The 15,929-nt window shown below is 70.6% G+C and carries 16 protein-coding genes and 1 pseudogene; 14 read left to right on the plus strand and 3 right to left on the minus strand.

Features of this window, described 5'->3' with window-relative positions:
* From MBA17_RS45395 to MBA17_RS45425, 7 genes and pseudogenes are all read left to right on the plus strand, one after another.
* A pseudogene (locus MBA17_RS45395) lies at positions 1–143 on the plus strand (succinate--CoA ligase subunit alpha); the annotation flags it as partial.
* Positions 140–952: a hydroxypyruvate isomerase family protein gene (locus MBA17_RS45400; RefSeq protein WP_238504811.1), complete on the plus strand. Its 813-nt coding sequence runs from the start codon at positions 140–142 to the stop codon at positions 950–952. The pseudogene MBA17_RS45395 and the gene MBA17_RS45400, both read left to right, overlap by 4 nt.
* Positions 949–1,821: a 2-hydroxy-3-oxopropionate reductase gene (locus MBA17_RS45405; RefSeq protein ID WP_455432977.1), complete on the plus strand. Its 873-nt coding sequence runs from the start codon at positions 949–951 to the stop codon at positions 1,819–1,821. Before MBA17_RS45400 ends, MBA17_RS45405 begins: the two co-directional genes overlap by 4 nt.
* Positions 1,818–3,542, plus strand: a complete 1,725-nt coding sequence (gcl, locus tag MBA17_RS45410) for a glyoxylate carboligase (RefSeq protein ID WP_238504812.1) — start codon at positions 1,818–1,820, stop codon at positions 3,540–3,542. The genes MBA17_RS45405 and gcl overlap by 4 nt, the downstream gene beginning before the upstream one ends.
* A gap of 12 nt (positions 3,543–3,554) precedes the next feature.
* Positions 3,555–5,090 (plus strand): aldehyde dehydrogenase family protein, encoded by a 1,536-nt coding sequence (locus MBA17_RS45415; RefSeq protein ID WP_238504813.1) that lies wholly within the window; start codon positions 3,555–3,557, stop codon positions 5,088–5,090.
* A gap of 23 nt (positions 5,091–5,113) precedes the next feature.
* Entirely contained in the window at positions 5,114–5,743 is a 630-nt protein-coding gene (locus MBA17_RS45420) for a cytidylate kinase-like family protein (protein WP_238504814.1), read from the plus strand.
* A gap of 81 nt (positions 5,744–5,824) precedes the next feature.
* A complete protein-coding gene (locus tag MBA17_RS45425) occupies positions 5,825–7,234 on the plus strand; it encodes an NAD-dependent malic enzyme (RefSeq protein WP_238504815.1) in 1,410 nt (469 codons plus the stop codon).
* A gap of 73 nt (positions 7,235–7,307) precedes the next feature.
* On the opposite strand, the gene MBA17_RS45430 is transcribed toward MBA17_RS45425, so the two are convergent.
* A complete protein-coding gene (locus MBA17_RS45430; protein ID WP_238504816.1) occupies positions 7,308–7,583 on the minus strand; it encodes a hypothetical protein in 276 nt (91 codons plus the stop codon).
* A gap of 115 nt (positions 7,584–7,698) precedes the next feature.
* On the opposite strand from MBA17_RS45430, the gene MBA17_RS45435 reads away from it, so the two are divergent.
* The 6 genes from MBA17_RS45435 (at position 7,699) to MBA17_RS45460 (ending at position 13,930) form a co-directional block, all read left to right on the plus strand.
* On the plus strand, positions 7,699–8,277 hold the full coding sequence (locus tag MBA17_RS45435) for a YqgE/AlgH family protein (RefSeq protein WP_238504817.1): 579 nt from the start codon (positions 7,699–7,701) through the stop codon (positions 8,275–8,277).
* A gap of 113 nt (positions 8,278–8,390) precedes the next feature.
* A complete protein-coding gene (locus tag MBA17_RS45440; protein ID WP_238504818.1) occupies positions 8,391–8,642 on the plus strand; it encodes a DUF3039 domain-containing protein in 252 nt (83 codons plus the stop codon).
* A gap of 146 nt (positions 8,643–8,788) precedes the next feature.
* Positions 8,789–9,820, plus strand: a complete 1,032-nt coding sequence (locus tag MBA17_RS45445) for a zinc metalloprotease (protein ID WP_238504819.1) — start codon at positions 8,789–8,791, stop codon at positions 9,818–9,820.
* A complete protein-coding gene (locus MBA17_RS45450; protein WP_455432978.1) occupies positions 9,817–11,205 on the plus strand; it encodes an MFS transporter in 1,389 nt (462 codons plus the stop codon). Before MBA17_RS45445 ends, MBA17_RS45450 begins: the two co-directional genes overlap by 4 nt.
* A gap of 105 nt (positions 11,206–11,310) precedes the next feature.
* Complete coding sequence (locus tag MBA17_RS45455) at positions 11,311–12,027, plus strand: hypothetical protein (RefSeq protein WP_238504821.1); 717 nt, start codon at positions 11,311–11,313, stop codon at positions 12,025–12,027.
* A 148-nt stretch (positions 12,028–12,175) separates the two neighbouring features.
* Positions 12,176–13,930 (plus strand): DEAD/DEAH box helicase, encoded by a 1,755-nt coding sequence (locus MBA17_RS45460; protein WP_238504822.1) that lies wholly within the window; start codon positions 12,176–12,178, stop codon positions 13,928–13,930.
* A gap of 158 nt (positions 13,931–14,088) precedes the next feature.
* Here MBA17_RS45460 and MBA17_RS45465 read toward each other — a convergent pair whose 3' ends face one another.
* Entirely contained in the window at positions 14,089–14,625 is a 537-nt protein-coding gene (locus MBA17_RS45465; protein ID WP_238504823.1) for a hypothetical protein, read from the minus strand.
* Positions 14,626–14,788: 163 nt separating this feature from the next.
* Between MBA17_RS45465 and MBA17_RS45470 the strand changes: the two genes are divergently transcribed.
* Entirely contained in the window at positions 14,789–15,364 is a 576-nt protein-coding gene (locus tag MBA17_RS45470) for a coiled-coil domain-containing protein (protein ID WP_238504824.1), read from the plus strand.
* Here the strand turns inward: MBA17_RS45470 and MBA17_RS45475 are convergent.
* Positions 15,348–15,923 (minus strand): isochorismatase family protein, encoded by a 576-nt coding sequence (locus MBA17_RS45475; protein ID WP_238504825.1) that lies wholly within the window; start codon positions 15,921–15,923, stop codon positions 15,348–15,350. The genes MBA17_RS45470 and MBA17_RS45475 overlap by 17 nt on opposite strands.
* Positions 15,924–15,929: the final 6 nt, after the last annotated feature.

Here is a 15,929-nt window from a genome sequence, read left to right on the forward strand (position 1 = left end):
GGCATGCGGGGGCGATCGTGTCGGGTTCGGCTGGTACGGCGCAGGCGAAGAAGGAGGCGTTGGAGAAGGTCGGGGTCCGGGTGGGGAAGACGCCCAGCGAGACCGCCCGCCTCATGCGCGAGGTCATCCGGGAGAGGCGATGAGATTCGACGTCAACCTCTCCATCCTGTTCACGGAGTCGCCCCTGCTCGAACGCCCCGCCGCGGCGGCCGCCGCCGGGTTCGACGCGGTGGAGCTGTGGTGGCCGTTCGCCGAGCCGTCGCCGCCCGACCGCGAGCTGGACGCCCTGCGACGGGCGATCGACGAGGCGGGCGTCCGCCTGGTGGGGCTCAACTTCGACGCGGGCGACATGGCGGCCGGCGACCGCGGCCTGCTGTCCCGACCCGACGGGGTCGCCAGATTCCGGGAGAACATCGACGTCGCCGTGGGTTTCGCCGGTTCCCTCGGCTGCCAGGTGCTCAACGCGCTCTACGGCAACGCCGTACCCGATCGGGAGGCGCAGCGGGACCTCGCGCTGGAGAGCCTCGCCCAGGCGGCGGAGGCGGCCGGGCGGATCGGCGCGACCGTGGTGGTGGAGGCGCTCAACGCCTACGAGAGCCCCGACTACCCGATCACCTCCTCGGCGACGGCGTTCGAGCTGATCGACCAGGTGGCGGCCCCCAACGTCGCCTTCCTCGCCGACTTCTACCACCTGTACCGCATGGGGGAGGACCTGCCCGCGCTCATCGAACGGCACAGCCACCGGTTCGGTCACGTGCAGATCGCCGACGTCCCGGGCCGCGGCCGGCCGGGCACCGGCGAGATCCCCTACGACGACGTGCTCGCCCGCCTGGCGTCCGCCGGATACCAGGGCCATGTCGGGCTGGAGTACAAACCCGCGGGCCCGAGCGCGGAGAGCTTCTTCGGCTGGTTGCCCGCCCTCAAGGACCGGCTCAAGGAGGACAGCGCGTGAACACCGTCGGATTCATCGGACTCGGCATCATGGGCGGCCCGATGGCCGCCAACCTCGTGCGGGCCGGCTACTCGGTCACCGGATACGACCTCGCGCCGGGCGGCGTGGAACGGCTCCGCGAAGCGGGCGGCAACGCGGGCGGAGGTGTCGCCGAGATCGTCCGCGAGGCCGATGTGCTGATCACCATGCTGCCCGACTCGCCGCAGGTCGAAGAGGTCGTCCTGACCCCCGGCGGGGTGCTGGAGCACGCCAAGCCGGGACTGCTCTACATCGACATGAGCACCATCAGGCCCGACACCTCCCGCCGCGTCGCGCAGGCCGGCGCCGCGCTCGGCGTCCGGGTGCTCGACGCCCCGGTCAGCGGCGGCGAGAAGGGCGCGATCGACGGCACGCTGTCCATCATGGTGGGCGGCGCGGCCGACGACTTCGCCGCCGCGCGCCAGGTCCTGGAGGTCCTCGGCACCACCATCGTGCACGTCGGGCCCTCGGGAGCCGGGCAGACCGTCAAGGCCGCCAACCAGCTCGTGGTGGGCGGGATCTACGCCCTGGTCGCCGAGGCGATCGTGTTGCTGGAAGCCTCCGAGGTCGATCCGCGCAAGGGGCTCGACGTGCTGGCGGGCGGTCTGGCGGGCAGCCGGATCCTCGATCTCAAACGGGAGACGATGATCAAACGGGAGTTCCGGCCGGGCTTCCGCGTCGACCTGCACCACAAGGACATGGGCATCGCCCTCGCCGCGGCCCGCGAGGCGGGGGTCGCCCTGCCGGTGACCGGCCTGATCGCCCAGCTCATCGCGGCGGCCAGGGCCCAGGGCCACGGCTCGCTCGACCATTCGGCGCTGCTCAAGGTGATCGAGAGGATCAACCGGTGAACCGAATCCCCTGCATGGAAGCCGTCGCCGAGGTCCTCGCCTCCGAAGGGGTCGACACGGTCTTCGGGATCCCCGGCGCGGCGATCCTGCCGCTCTACGCCGCCCTGCTGAAGAGCCCGATCAAGCACATCACCGTCCGCCACGAGGAGGGCGGCACCCACGCCGCCGACGGCTGGGCCAGAGCGACGGGCAACGTCGGGGTGTGCATCGGCACGTCGGGCCCGGCGGGCACCAACATGATCACCGGCCTCTACACCGCGATGGCCGACTCGATCCCGATGATCTGCATCACCGGGCAGGCCCCCCGGGACAAGCTCCACCAGGAGGCGTTCCAGGCGGTCGACATCGTGGAGATCGCCAAGCCGGTCACCAAGTGGGCGGTGCAGCTCAAGGAACCCGCGCAGGCGCCGTGGGTGTTCCGGGAGGCGTTCCGGATCGCCAGGTCGGGCAGGCCGGGGCCGGTGCTCATCGACCTCCCGCTCGACGTGCAGCGCGGGACCTGCCTCTACGACCCCGCGATCGACGGTCCGCTGCCCGTCGAGGTGCCGGAACCACGACTGCCGGCCGTACGCGCGGCGATGGACCTCCTGCTGGCCGCGTCGCGGCCGCTCATCCTCGCGGGCGGCGGCGTGATCATCGCCGATGCCGAGCGGCAGTTGCGCGAGCTGGCCGAGCACCTTCAGGTGCCGGTGCAGGTGACGCTGATGGGCAAGGGCGCCTTCCCCGAGGACCATCCCCTGTTCGCCGGGATGGCCGGGCTGCAGACGCAGACGCGCTGGGGCAACGCCGCGTTCCTGGAGAGCGACCTGGTCCTGGCGGTGGGCGCCCGGTTCGGCGACCGGCACACCGGAGACCTGGAGACCTACCGCCGGGGCCGTAAGTTCGTGCACGTCGACATCGAGCCCACCCAGATCGGCAAGGTCTTCGAGCCCGATCTCGGGGTGGTCGGCCACGCCCGGCCCGTCCTGGAGGCGCTCACCACCGAGGCCCGGGAGCGGACCAAGCCGCGGAAGACGGGCCAGTGGCCCCGGCGGGTCGGCGAGCTGCGCCGTACCCTGCTCAGGCGGGACGACTTCACCGAAGTGCCGATCAAGCCGCCCAGGGTCTACCGGGAGCTCAACGAGTTCTACGGTCCCGACACCACGTTCGTCACCGCGATCGGCCTCTACCAGATCTGGTCGGGACAGTTCCAGCGCACCTTCCTGCCCCGTCGGTACCTCGTGTGCGGCCAGGCCGGGCCGCTCGGCTGGGAGGTGCCGGCGGCGATGGGCGTCAAGTGCGCCTTCCCCGAACGGCAGGTCGTGGTGGTCGTCGGCGACTACTCCTTCCAGTTCCTGATGGAGGAGGTCGCCGTCGCGGCCCAGTACAACGTGCCGTTCGTGATCGTCATGGTCAACAACGAGTACCTCGGGCTGATCCGGCAGGCCGAGATCCCCTACGACATGAACTACGCCGTCGACCTCCACTACGGCGAGGGCGGGGTCGACCACGTGAAGGTCATGGAGGCCTTCGGCTGCCCGGCCCGCCGGGTCGAGAAGCCCGCCGACATCCACGACGCCCTGGCCTGGGCCACGGCGGAGTCGGAACGGCAGCGTCTGCCGGTCCTCGTGGAGGTCATGGTCGAGCGCGAGGCGAACGCCGCGATGGGTCCCTCGCTCGACGCCGTCAAGGAGTTCGAGCCCCTGCCCGAGCTGGTCTCGACCTTCGACTGGTCCGACTGAGGGAGACGCCCCATGTCCTTGATCCTCAAGCCTGGTACGGCATGGCACGACGCCTACGCGGCCTGCGTGTCCGCCGTTCCCGAGGCCTTCCACGACGACCGGGTGCTCAACCACTGGGGCGGCCTCTGGCAGCGTGACGGCCGCCCGGCGCCCGACGTCTCACCCGTGGACGGCACGGCCATCGCCGGTCCGCCCCGGCTCGACCGTTCGACGGCGGCGCGGGCCGTACGAGGGAGTGTGGACGAGCATCGTGAGTGGCGGCATCTGCCGCTCGCGACGCGCAAGGCCCGGGTGCGGGCCGTGCTCGACGCGCTCACGGAGCACCGCGACCTGCTGTCGCTGCTGCTCGTCTGGGAGATCGGCAAGCCGTGGCGGCTGGCCACCGCCGACGTCGACCGGTGCGTCGAGGGCGTGCGGTGGTACGTCGAGGAGATCGACCGGATGGTGGCCGGGCGGACCCCGCTGCCCGGACCGGTGAGCAACATCGCGAGCTGGAACTATCCGATGAGCGTGCTGATGCACGCGATGCTGGTGCAGACCCTCGCGGGCAACGCGGTGATCGCCAAGTCGCCCACCGACGGCGGGGTCGCCTGCCTCACTCTGGCCTGCGCGCTGGCCACCAGGGAAGGGCTGCCGATCACGCTGGTGAGCGGGGGCGGAGCGGAGTTGTCGCCGGCCCTGGTGCGCGGCAGCGAGCTGGGATGCGTGTCCTTCGTGGGCGGGCGGGACACCGGCGCGCAGATCGCGGTCTCCCTGGCCGACCTCGGGCGGGCGCACATCCTGGAGCAGGAGGGGCTCAACTGCTGGGGCGTGTGGGAGTACGACGACTGGGGGCTGCTCGAACGCCAGATCCGGGCGACCTTCGACTACGCCAAGCAGCGGTGCACGGCTTATCCGCGGTTCGTCGTGCAGCGGGAGCTCTTCCACGACTTCCTCGCGGCCTACCTGCCGGCGATCTCCTCGGTGCGGTTCGGTCATCCGCTCGCGGTCGAGGCGCCCGATGACCCGCTTCCCGAACTCGACTTCGGCCCGCTGATCAACGATGCCAAGGCCAAGGAACTGGCCGACCAGGTCGACGGTGCGATAGCGGCCGGCGGTGTGCCGCTCTACCGGGGCTCGCCGACCGACGGAAGGTTCCTCCCAGATCAGGATATTTCCGCTTATTTCGCTCCGGTCGCGATCCTCGCGCCACCCCGGGCGTCGCCGCTGTTCCACGCCGAGCCCTTCGGCCCCGTCGACACGATCGTCGTGGTCGACACCGAGGCGGAGCTGCTCGCGGCGATGAACGCCAGCAACGGGGCCCTCGTCGCCACGATCTCCTGTGGCGAGGAGGCGACCGCCCGCCGGCTGGCCGGCGAGGTCCGCGCGTTCAAGGTGGGGATCAACCGGCCGCGCTCCAGGGGAGACAAGGAGGAGTTGTTCGGCGGCCTCGGCTCGTCGTGGCACGGCGCGTTCGTGGGAGGCGAGCTGCTCGTCCGCGCCGTCACCCAGGGACCGGGCGACGAGAGACTGCCCGGAAACTTTCCGGGCTACATCCTGCAACCTTGACTCAACCTGGGTAGATACCTGGTGTGCGTGTCGTAACGATCTCCGCGACCTATGGCACGGCCGGGAACGTCATCGGCCCGGCCGTCGCCGAGATGCTCGGCGTGCCCTTCGTCGACCGGGCGATCCCCGGCACGGTGGCCGAGGAACTCGGCTGCACGCTCGAAGAGGCCCTGGTCCACGACGACCGCGCCGAGCACGGCATCGGGCGGCTGCTGTCGGGCGCGATGCGGCTGCCGACGGTCACCTTCGGCGGCGTGGACACCTATCTTCCGGGGGCGATGCCGACGCCCCCGGAGGAGTTCGTCGCGCACACCGAGCGTGTGATCAAGCTCACCGCACGGGCCCGCGGCGGCGTGATCCTCGGACGCGGCGGCGCGCTGGTCCTCGCCGACCACCCCGGCGCGCTGCACGTACGGCTGGACGCCCCCCTCGCGCGCCGGATCAGGCAGACGGCGGCCTTCTTCGACCTGTCGGAGCGCGAGGCCCGGCGGATCGTCGAGGACAACGACCGCGCCCGCACCGCCTACGTCCGGCACTTCTACCGGGTGGACCCCGCCGATTCGACGATGTATCACCTGGTCATCGACAGCACGCTGATCCCGGTGCCGGCCTGCGTGGAGCTGATCGCCTCGGCGGCGGAGTCGATCGCCTGAGCGATGTCGGGTCAAGGAGCCCCGAAGAAGTGGCACGATGGAGAGGCCCTACCCAGGTCAGGCGCAGAGGAGCGGATTGACGTGGCCACCGTGCCCAGTGTGTCTTACTCCATCACCGTGCGGCTGGAGGTCCCGGCAGGCGGCAAGGCCGTCAGCCAGCTGACCCACGCCGTCGAGTCGGCCGGCGGTGTGGTCACCGCGCTCGACGTCACCACCGGCGGCCATGAGACGCTGCGCATCGACGTCACCTGCGCCGCCCGTGACACCGACCATGCCCAGGCCATCGTCGACCAACTCGACGCCGTCGAGGGCGTCGTCATTCACAAGGTCAGCGACCGCACCTTCCTCATGCACCTCGGCGGCAAGATCGAGATGCAGTCGAAGGTCCCGCTGCGCAACCGCGACGAGCTGTCCATGGCCTACACGCCGGGCGTGGCGCGCGTCTCGATGGCGATCGCCCGCAACCCGGAAGACGCCCGCCGTCTGACGATCAAGCGGAACAGCGTGGCCGTGGTCACCGACGGCTCCGCGGTGCTGGGGCTGGGCAACATCGGCCCCGCGGCCGCGCTGCCGGTCATGGAGGGCAAGGCCGCCCTGTTCAAGCGGTTCGCCGGGATCGACGCCTGGCCCATCTGCCTCGACACCCAGGACGTCGACGAGATCGTGCGCACCGTCCAGGTGATCGCCCCCGGCTTCGGCGGCATCAACCTGGAGGACATCTCGGCCCCCCGTTGCTTCGAGGTGGAGCGCCGGCTCCGCGAGTTGCTCGACATCCCGGTCTTCCACGACGACCAGCACGGCACCGCGATCTGCGTGCTCGCCGCGCTCACCAACGCGCTGCGCGTGGTGGGCAAGGAGCTGCCGCGCGTCCGCATCGCGATGGCGGGCGCGGGCGCGGCCGGTACGGCGGTGCTGCGCCTGCTGCTCGCGGCCGGTGCGCGTGAGGTGGTGGTCTGCGACTACCTCGGCGCGGTGCACCGCGGCCGTGACGACCTCGACGACTCGCTGCGCTGGATCGCCGACCACACCAACACGGAGGGCTACTCGGGCGACCTGAGGGGCGCCGTCAAGGGAGCCGACGTCTTCATCGGCGTCTCGGCTCCCGGCATCCTGACCGGCGACGACGTGGCCACGATGGCCGAGGGCGCGGTCGTCTTCGCGCTGGCCAACCCAGAGCCCGAGGTCTCGCCCGACGACGCCCGCGAGCACGCCACGGTCGTGGCGACCGGCCGGTCCGACTATCCCAACCAGATCAACAACGTGCTGGCCTTCCCCGGTGTCTTCCGCGGTCTCCTCGACGCCCAGGCGGGCGGCGTGACCCAGGAGATGCTGCTGGCCGCCGCCGGCGCGCTGTCGTCCGTCGTCACCGACGAGGAACTCGGCCCCAACTACATCATCCCGAGCGTCTTCCACCCCGACGTGGCCGGCGCGGTCTCCGCGGCGGTCCGCGAGTCGGCGGGCGGGCGTCCGCGTGGCATGACCGAGGCGTAAGGCGCGGGTGCGCCGGGGTGCGGTCGAAGGGCGCGGCAAGGGCCCGGCTCGGTGGTCACCGGTGGTCACCGCACTAGTTCGGGTCGTCGGGGTAGCGCCGCTCGCCGTACCCGGTTCGGTTGATTTTGATCGGGCCGTCGGGTGAGCGGCGCGGCCAGACCGTGCCCAGCCACCACAGCACACCGCCGGTCACGATGAATCCGACCGCGGTGGCGAGCTGGGCGTGCCAGCCCTGGCCCGCGGGAGCGCACCCGGCAGTGCCCGGGGGGCATTCGGTGGTGGCCCAGGCGGCGGTGGGCAGGGTCAGCAACAGGGTGGCCATGGCCGGCAGCCAGATCATCCACCGCATTTCGACCTCCCCCGTCCGCTACTCAGCGTGTCCATCACATCATAGTGAGTAACATTCCACGGCGACGCAAAGGTCGAGGCGCGAGATTCCCCGTTCACCCCTCATCATGGAGGGTATGGCGGAGGCGATCTACGTCGGCGGGCTGTTGGTGGCGACGCCACGACTCGACGACCCCAACTTCCGGCGTAGCGTGGTGCTGATCCTTGAGCATGATCAGGGCGGCGGCACCCTCGGCGTCGTGCTGAACCGGCCGAGTGACATCTCCGTCACCCACGTGCTGCCCACCTGGGACGCTCTGGTCAGCGGTCCCTCCGTGCTGTTCCAGGGCGGGCCCGTGCAGACGGACAGCGCGCTGGCGCTCGCGGCGGTGCCGAGCGGTGAGGAGCCGCTCGGCTGGCGGCGGCTGCACGCGGCCATCCCGGCGGTGTCCCGGCTGGGGACCGTCGACCTGGACGCGCCACCCGAGATCCTGGCCGGCGAGATCGCGGCGATGCGGATCTTCGCGGGCTACGCCGGCTGGACGTCCGGGCAGTTGGAAGCGGAGATCGCCGAGGGCGCGTGGTACGTCGTGGACGCCGAGCAGGGCGACACCTTCTTCGACGATCCGGGCTCGCTCTGGCGGGCGGTGCTCCGCAGGCAGCGCGGCGAACTGGCGTTCGTCGCGACCTGTCCCGACGACCCGACGCTCAACTGACGTCCCAGCCGATCGTGCAGGTCGGGTGGCGCCATCGGTTGATACCGCACGGACGACACCCGGCGGGAGTCGTCCGTGTCGAGGGCTGCCGGGGGTGGGCATAAACTCGTGGGGTGAGCACGAAGATCCTTCCCGAGGGCGACGTTCGGCAGGAACTCTCGCAAGACGGGGACCACGAGCGCTTCTCCCACTACGCCGACCGCGACAAGATCACCGAGAGCATGGTGACCGGCACTCCGATCCGTGCCCTCTGCGGCAAGATCTGGGTTCCCAGCCGGGATCCCAAGAAGTATCCGGTCTGCCCTGAGTGCAAGGAGATCTACGAGGGTCTCCCCAAGGGTGGAGAACCCGACAAATCCGAATAGTCCCCCGCGGGGTCTCCTGGCGCGATGTCAGGGGATGTCGGTGGTCGCGAGTGTTGTTCGCGGGTGATCGGGTCCGTTAGGGCTACGGTCGTGATGTCGCCGCGGTGCGGCGTCCGTCCAGCACATGCGACAACTCGGGGGAGTGCATGGTCCGGCGCGCGATGGCCGTCATGGCGGCATGCCTGTTCACGCTCGGTACCGCCGCCCTGCAGGGGCCCGGCGCGGCGACGCGGCCGACGGCCGTGCGAAAGATCCCGCCCGACTGCGCCCAGGCAGACGCGCGCTCCGTCGTACACCGTCATCCTGGGAGCGTGCATCACCCCCACCGGGGGGCCGCGCGTGACGGGCGTCCGGTCGCGGACGCCGGTCCTGTGGTGGGCCGGGGCGTGGAGCCGTACGCGCCCGGTCCCGACGAGGTGGCCCGGATTCTGGCCGATCCACCGTCGCGCCCCGGGGCGGCAGGCGGGCACACGCTGCGGTACGGCGCGCGGACGGTCACGGTGGGCACCTGGGTGCACGTGATCGCGGACGGCGTGCGGCGGGTCACGCGCCAGGCCATCACCGACCAGATCGACACCCTGAACGCGGCATACGGCGGGCGGTACGGCGGGGCCGACACGAAGGTGCGGTTCAGGCTCGACGGGATCACGGTCACCGAGGAGCCGTTGTGGTTCCGTGACCCGCTGGGCCATGAGGCGCTGATGAAGCGCAAGCTGCGCAAGGGCGGGGCGACCACCCTCAACCTCTACCTCGCGCAGCTCAACGAGCTCGTGCTCGGCTACGCGACGTACCCCTTCTGGTACCGCGACAACCCGATACTCGACGGCGTGATCATCGACTGGCGCACCCTGCCCGGCGGCACGTTGCGCTACTTCGACCGGGGGTTCACCGGGGTCCACGAGATCGGTCACTGGCTGGGCCTGGTGCACACCTTCGAGAACGGCTGCGCGCTGCCCGGCGACGGGGTCGCCGACACGCCTCCCCAGGCCGAACCCACCGAGGGCTGCCCGGTGCGCAAGGACACCTGCCTGGGCGGCGGATCCGATCCCATCCACAACTTCATGGACTACGCGCACGACCGGTGCATGTCGGAGTTCACGCCCGGACAGGCAGCACGGATGCGGACGTCGTGGACGGCCTATCGAGAGGGCATTTCGGGCACTACCCTTGACAGGTGACAGCACCGACAGCAGTTGACGCTACATACAAACCCCCTCGGATCTTCGGCCCCGGCTATCGGACCGCAACGCTGGGAATCCTCCTCGTTGTCACGCTGATCGCGTTCGAGGGCATGTCCATCAGCACGGTGATGCCCGCCGTGTCCGCCGACCTGAACGCCATCGACCTGTACGGCTGGAGTTTCTCCGCGTTCCTGATGGCCGGTCTGTTCATGAACGTGGTCGCCGGATTATGGGCGGACCGTAAAGGGCATGCCGTTCCGTTCCTGCTCGGTGTGACGCTGTTCGTCATCGGCATGGCGCTGGCGGGGGCGGCGGGCGGCAAGGAGATGTTCATCGCGGCCAGGGCCGTGCAGGGCATCGGCGGCGGAGCCGTCATCGTCGCCATCTACGTGATGATCGCGCGGGTCTACCCACCCGATGTCCGGCCCAGGATCTTCGCCGTGCTGTCGGCCGCATGGGTGGTCCCCGCGCTGGTCGGCCCGGCGATCGCCGGGATCATCTCCGACACCGCCGGCTGGCGGTGGGTCTTCTACGGGATCATCCCCCTGGTGATCCCGGCACTCGTCATGCTGCTCCCCGCGCTGCGCGCCCCCGGGTCGAACGAGAAGGCGACCGCCGGGGACGCGGGCCGGCGGTCCCGGCCGGTGCTCATGACCCTCGCCGCCGCCGCCACCGCCTGCGGGGCCGGGGTGCTGCAGTACGGCGTGGACACCCTGCACACGGCCCTCGCCCTCGGCCTGGCCTGCTCCGTCGCGGGCCTGGTCGTGCTCGGCGTCGGGCTGCCGCTGCTGCTGCCCGCCGGCACGCTGCGCCTGGGCCGGGGGCTGCCCACCACGATCCTGATGCGCGGGGTGCTGTCCGGCGCGTTCTTCGGCGTGAACGCCTACATCCCGCTCGTGCTCAACGAGGTGCACGGGTACGACCTGACGACCGCGGGAGTGGCGCTCACCACCGGTGCGCTCGGCTGGTCGCTGGGCTCGTACCTGCAGAGCCGGGGCACCCTCGACCACACCCGCCTGATCCGGTGGGGTGTGTACGGGGTCGCGGCCGGTATCGCGCTCTCCGTGCTCATGGTGATCCCGCCGTTCCCCGGTTGGATCGCGATCCCCGCCTGGACGGTCGCCGGACTCGGCATGGGAGTCGGCATCACCAGCGTCAACGTCACCGCCATGCGGCAGTCGCCGAACGAGCAGCAGGGCGCCAACTCCGCCGCGTTGCAGGTCATGGACACCCTCGGCAGCTCCCTCATGATCGGATTCGGCGGCGCGCTGATCAACGTGATCGGCCACGACGACATCGCGACCGGCTTCACGCTGATCGTCGCGCTGATGGCCGTCATCAGCGTCTTCGGAGTGCTCATCGCCGGGAGGAGCAGAGACTGAATCGCGTCTCATCCGTCCCACCGGCACCATTGATCACGGATTGCCTGAGCCGCTCATCTGAGCGTGGTAGGAACAGGAAGGCCGCAGCCGGTGGGAGGAGGCGCCGTGGACGAACGACCGCACGAACCGCAGCCGTTCGGGGAGCGGGTCTGGCCGCCGGAGCGGGAGGAGGCGGCGGAGCCGCTGCCGCCGTCGGCTCGGTGGTACGGCGCGCCGGCGCCCCCGGTACGGCGGCGGATGCCCCGCTGGGCGGGCCGGGCGGTCATCGTCTGCGTGGCACTCGTCGCCGGCGCCGCCCTGATCGCGGGAACGGTCGTGGTCGTGCTGCGCACGGTGGCCCCCGAGTCGCCGGCGACGGTGATCGTCGACGCGCTGGCCGGGGTGCGCTACCCGCTGCCCCCGGGATGGCAGGAGGGCGCCCTGGCGCCGGTCACGGCCTTCACCTCGATCGCCTCGAAGGCGGCCGCCCCGGACGTCCCGAACGGCGGGCAGGCCCTGGTGATGGTCAGGCCGGGCCCGGCGATCGGCGCGCGCTCCCTGCGCGAGGTCACCCTCGAACTGACCGACCTCTACTCCCGGCTGCTGCTCCACGGCGACGCGGTGGACATCGTGGACGACCTCTCCGCCTCCGTCGGAGGCTTCCCCGCCCACCGTCGCTCGCTCCGCGCGGAGTACGAGGACGTCGTGAACCGGCCGGCCTACCTGCGGGTGGTCGTGCTCGACCGGGGCGAACGGACGGTCGTCGTGGTGGCCCTCGCCCAGCCGGACGACCCCGTGGCCCGGCGCGGCATCGACGCCATCGTGAGCGGGGTGCGCGCCTAGCACGAAGGGGCGGGCTTGGCCAGCATGTCCGCCTGACGGCACGTCCTGTCGGTGACGGCGATTACCCTGGTGTGATTGTGAGGGAGCGAACCAGAAGACACGGCAGCGACACGGGTGCACCGACGAGGCTTAAGACGAGGTGGGTTGCGTGAGCACCTTCGCCGCATCGAATCTTTCCCCCTCCTATCCCGACCGGGCGGCCTGGGGCACCGCCCCCAAGCTCCGCGCCTGGCAGCAGGACGCGCTGGAGCTCTACTTCCGGACCGAGCCGCGTGACTTCCTCACGGTGGCGACCCCGGGGGCGGGCAAGACCACCTACGCGTTGCGCATCGCCAGCGAACTGCTGTCGCGGGGTGTCATCAAGGCGGTGACGATCGTCACACCCACCGAGCACCTCAAACGGCAGTGGGCCGACGCGGCGAGCAAGGTCGGCATCGGCATCGACCCGGAGTTCAAGAACAGCCAGGGGGCCACCTCCCGCGACTACACCGGCGTGGCGATCACCTACGCGCAGGTGGCCATGCACCCGGCGCTGCACCGGGCGCGCACCGAGGGCCGGAAGACCCTGGTCATCTTCGACGAGGTGCACCACGCGGGCGACGCCAAGTCCTGGGGCGACGGCGTGAAAGAGGCGTTCGAACCCGCCGCCAGACGCCTCGCGCTGACCGGCACCCCGTTCCGGTCCGACGACAACCCCATCCCCTTCGTCGACTACGTCGAAGACGGCGACGGCGCCCTGCGCAGCGTCTCCGACTACTCCTACGGTTACGGCCCCGCGCTCGCCGACGGCGTCGTACGGCCGGTCATCTTCCTCGCCTACTCCGGCGAGATGAAGTGGCGCACCCGCGCGGGCGACGAGATCACCGCCGCGTTCGGCACGCCGCTGACCAAGGACCAGCTCTCCCAGGCCTGGCGAGCCGCGCTCGACCCGAAGGGCGACTGGATCCGCCAGGTCCTGCACGCCGCCGACCGCCGCCTGACCGAGGTACGGCGAGGCGTGCCCGACGCGGGCGGCCTGGTGATCGCGACCGATCACGAGACCGCGCGCGCCTACGCCAAGCACATCAGGGCCATCACCGGCGAGGGCGCGACGGTCGTGCTCTCCGACGACCCCGACGCCTCCAAGAAGATCAAGGCGTTCGGCCTCTCCGAGGACCGCTGGCTGATCGCGGTCCGGATGGTCTCGGAAGGAGTCGACATCCCGCGCCTCTGCGTGGGCGTCTACGCGACCTCCATCTCCACGCCGCTGTTCTTCGCCCAGGCCATCGGGCGCTTCGTCCGGGCCCGCAGACGCGGCGAGATGGCCTCGGTCTTCCTGCCCTCGGTGCCCACGCTGATGGGGCTGGCCGGGGAGATGGAGGCCGAGCGTGACCACGTGCTCGGCCGTAAGCAGGTCGAGGACGGGCTCGACGACTTCCTGCTCCAGGAGGCCAACCAGCGTAAGGACAACCCTGACGTCCTCGGCGACGAGTTGCCGTTCGAGACCGTCGAGGCGTCGGCGTCCTTCGACCGGGTGCTGTTCGACGGCGGCGAGTTCGGCACCGCCGCGGCCCTCGGCTCCCCCGAGGAGGAGGACTTCATCGGGCTGCCCGGTCTGCTGGAGCCCGACCAGGTCCGCACACTGCTGAGCAAGCGGCAGGCCGACCAGCAGGCCGCCAGGCGCAAGACGCCCGAGCCGGCCGCCGAACCCGCGCTCGCCCCGCACGAGCAGATCCCCGCGTTGCGCAAGGAGCTCAACGGTCTCGTCGGCGCCTGGAACCACCGCACCGGCCAGCCCCATGGCGTGATCCACGCCGAACTGCGCCGGGCCTGCGGCGGCCCGGCCATCGCCCAGGCGTCGGCCGAGCAGATCCGCGAGCGCATCGTGCAGATCCGCAAGTGGGCGACCCAGCGCACCCGCTGACCGTCCGCCGGTTCAACCGCTGCCGCCGTGTCCTGGCCCTCTCCCGCCTGGCGAACCGGGTGGAGTGAGAGGACCGGGCCCGCCGTCGCGTGAGCGTGACCGTGCGGCAGGCCGGGCCGGTGTTCGCGGTGCGGTGCGCCGGCGAGGCCGGTGCGGCGTCAGCGGCGTGGGATGCGGACGCGTGTCCTGCCGTCCAGTACCTGGTAGCGGCCGGGTGGGAGCGCCAGACGAAGGGTCACCGAGGCGACGCCCCGCTTGTCGACGCCGACCGGCAGGGTCACCGAGTTGGGCGGCTCGGTGACCAGGTCGCCTTCCTGCAGCCACAGGGTGAGCCGGTGGTCCTTACGCCGCCAGGTCACCGTGGCCGTGTCGCATTCTCCAGGCGTCGCCGGCCACCACACCGTCACGGCCCGCAGGCCGCGCCGCGCGTGTGCCAGCCGTACCCCCTCCGGGATCGGGCGGCTGCTCGCGCAACGGTGGGTGACGGGCTGGACCGCTCTGCCCGCCGCCGGTCCTGAGGCGGCCGAGTTGAGCTCGACGTGGCGCATCGAGTGGTTGAGACCCACCGTGGCGACTTCGAGCAACGCCAGCGTCAACACGCTGGTGATCCGCAGGAGGGGACGGCCGCGAAAGAGCAGCAGCAGGCAACAGGGTGCGATCAACAACCAGGCCACGCCAAGGACGAGTGCCTCCACGACGGATCACCACCATGCTGTATGAGTTCTGTGACTCTCCGTGTTAGTTCTCCCATCTCGGCCGCGTAGGCGCCTTGGGCATCTCCTGACTTCTTTGTGATCGACTGTGTACTCTCCGTTGTGCCTGCTGTTCGTGGGCGACCCTCAAAGGAGCGGCCAGCCAATGTTGTCTTCGGTGATCCGGGCCGAGGTCCAGGTGTACCTTGAGCCCGTGCTCTCGGAAATCCTCGTCGATCTCGACACCTTCCAGTCAGAGACCTTCAAGCGCTTCGACGCGACCGATCGTCGGTTCGACGCCTTCCAGACGGAGGTGTATGAGCGGTTCGATGCGATCGACAAGCGCTTCGACGCGAGCGATCGTCGGTTCGACGCCTTCCAGGCGGAGGTCTACGAGCGGTTCGATGCGATCGACAAGCGCTTCGACGCGAGCGATCGTCGGTTCGACGCCTTCCAGGCAGAGGTGTATGAGCGGTTTGATGCCAGCGATCGTCGGTTCGACGCCTTCCAGGCGGAGGTCTACGAGCGATTCGATGCGATCGACGAGCGGTTCGATGCGATCGACAAGCGGTTCGAGGCGGTGGAGGAGCGGATAGACCGGCTCGAAGTGCGGATGGATCGGCTCGAAGTGCGGATGGATCGGCTGGAGGTCCGGATGGAGCGGCTGGAGCAGCGGTTCGATTCGCTGGACGCCAAGCTGGATCTGGTGCTCAAGCACCTGGTGGTCAAGGGGAGCGGATGATCGGAGTGCCGCTCAGCTGAACCCCGGCGCCGTCGAGCTCGGCCAGGGCGGCTTCGGTGGTGATCCTGGCGACACCCGCCGTGAGGCCGAGCAGCACCCGTACGGCGAAGCCGTTCTCGGCCGCGTCGACGGCGGTCGCGCGGACACAGTGGTCGGTGGCGATCCCGACCACCTCGATGGCGCGCACGCCGTGCGCGGAGAGCCACTCGGCCATCGGGACGCCCGTGTCGGAGACCCCCTCGAACCCGCTGTAGGCGGCGGAGTGGGCGCCCTTGCTGAAGACCTCCTCGATCTTGGCGGTGTCGAGGGCGGGGTGGAAGTCGGCCCCGGGGGTGCCCGCGACGCAGTGGGGCGGCCAGGTGGAGACGTAGTCGGGGTCGGCGGAGAAGTGGCCGCCGGGGTCGATGTGATGGTCGCGGCTCGCCACCACGTGGTCGTAACCGTGGGTGGCCAGATGGCGCGAGATGGCGTCGGCCACGTCGGCGCCGCCGCCGACGCCGAGACTGCCGCCCTCGCAGAAGTCGTTCTGGACGTCCACGATGATCAAGGCCGTGCTCATGGTTCG

The sequence above is a fragment of the Dolomitihabitans soli genome (assembly GCF_022213955.1).
In the GTDB taxonomy this organism is placed as follows: Bacteria; Actinomycetota; Actinomycetes; order Streptosporangiales; family Streptosporangiaceae; genus Streptosporangium_A; species Streptosporangium_A soli.